1 protein-coding gene is annotated in these 1,934 nt (G+C 38.9%); it reads right to left on the bottom strand.

The features are described from left to right. Positions 1 to 1,907, bottom strand: a 1,907-nt coding sequence (locus IAI56_RS15560; RefSeq protein WP_187658736.1) for a choice-of-anchor J domain-containing protein, incomplete at its 3' end; no start/stop codon positions are given. Between the last annotated feature and the right edge of the window lie 27 nt (positions 1,908 to 1,934).

The raw sequence follows: 1,934 nt of genomic DNA, 5'->3' as shown, positions 1-1,934 counted from the left end.
GTAGCCAAAGGCACTAAAGTCTCAGTGAAAGCAACTGGCGAAGTTCCTGTTGTTGACAACATAACTCTAAAAGCATCTGGCTCACCAGCAGATTGAACTCTGTATCTATATTTTAAACGTTGATTTCCTGTCAAAATTATTTGTGGAGAAATCAACCAATCATTATTGTTACCTGCATTAAAATCTGTTGTGATAGCTGCAACTTGATCTCCTTCAAAAGGGGTCGTTGCATAGTTTAAATTCCAAGAGTCAGCATCATTGTTAACATTCAACACTGTCCAACATGCTTCTGTTGTGGATGTTGAATTAAATCCTTCTTGAAATGGAACTGGGAATGCATCACACAAGGTTCTGAAAACAAATGGTCCAGCCCAAGCACTAAAGTTTCCTGAGCCATCATTACAAACCGCTCTAACATAAAACTCATATGGTGTATTGGCTGTTAAAGGGTTTGGTGTTGTATAAGCAGTATTATTGGTAGTTTGAATTCCACTTCCTTGTGGTACACCGTTTCCAGCATTTTGAACAACAACTTCCCATGAAGTAGCTGCTCCTGCAGACCAACTTAAATTAGCACTTGTTTGTGAAATAACTGGCGCATTCAAGTTTGTTGGTTCTGCACAGTTAACATTTTGTATAATTAATGTGTAACCTACAGTTTGAACTGCTACTGTTGATGATATAACAATTATATAAGTTTGTCCCGCTACTACAGGTAAATTTGGTATGGTTCTAACGGTGCTATTATTATTTGCAACACCTTGGATACAAGTAACACCTACATTTGCACAACCTTGATAAACAAAAAGACTAGAGTTATTAGCCGTTGGCGTCATACTAATACTTATTGTTCCATTAGCTGGAGCAGTATAAGAATAGAACACCTCGTTTCCTGCCATATACCCTGTTCCTGTTACACAGCCAGCTGGTTGCGTATCAGTGTTATCGGCATAATTTGAAGTATTATCAGTGGTACTGTATGGTAATGCTGTTACAGTTATCGGTGCATTACAACTCAGTCCAGGCGAAGAGGTTGAAAAATTAAAAGGTCCAACCCATTCGCTAGTACTATTAGCACAAATAGCTCTAACATAATATTTGTAAGCTGTTGTAGGTGTTAAAGCTACGTTAGCTGGTAATGTAGTGGTAACGGTTGGGTTGTTAGTATTAAATACTGTACCTGTACCTGTTGCATTGTCTCCCGCAGGAAGTAATTCTACTTCCCAAGAAGTTGAACCTGTCGAATTCCAAGTAAGTTGAGCAGAAGTTTGGGTAATATTTTGAGCACTTAAATTGGTTGGCTCAAAACAACGTTCTACAATAGTCACTTCATCAACAAACCAACGATCTCCAAAAGGAGCTGCAAGTGGTGCTTGCTGCATTACAAAAGCAACCCTAACACTTAAACCTGCATAGTCAGAAAGATCAACTGCTTTTTCTTCAAAAGTAGAAAAATTAGCCACTAAATCAGCATCTGTCCATTGTTGAACAAGTATGTATGAATTTGGATCTGTTGGATTAGCATTAGCCGGCGCAACTTTAATTTGATAAACTGTTCCTTGATTTCCAGCAAGAAAAGCACGAGTCCAAAAACGCAATTGACCATTGGATGGAATTGTTACTAAAGGCGATGCAAGGTAATCCTCAACCGTTTGCCCATCAGAAAAGTTGGTTTGACGGTTAATGTAAGCAGAATTAACTCCTTGATAAACTTGAGTTGGCGGCGTGGTAATGGTTGAAATACCCCAACGAGTTGCGGTTCCAAATCCATTATCAAAAACCAACCAAGTTCCAGTTGCTAATGGCCAGTTGTTCGACGGGGAAGCCACAGGACCAGCTGTTGACTCAAATCCTTCAACCGCAGGTGTAAACTGAGAATACCCCGAAATCGAAAAAAATAAAGCCAACAGTAATAAGGTAATTTTTTTCATAAA

This window comes from Flavobacterium macrobrachii (genome assembly GCF_014486675.1).
Classification (GTDB): domain Bacteria; phylum Bacteroidota; class Bacteroidia; order Flavobacteriales; family Flavobacteriaceae; genus Flavobacterium; species Flavobacterium macrobrachii.
Note: the sequence above shows the minus strand (reverse complement) of the source record. Positions and strands in the feature narration are given on the sequence as shown.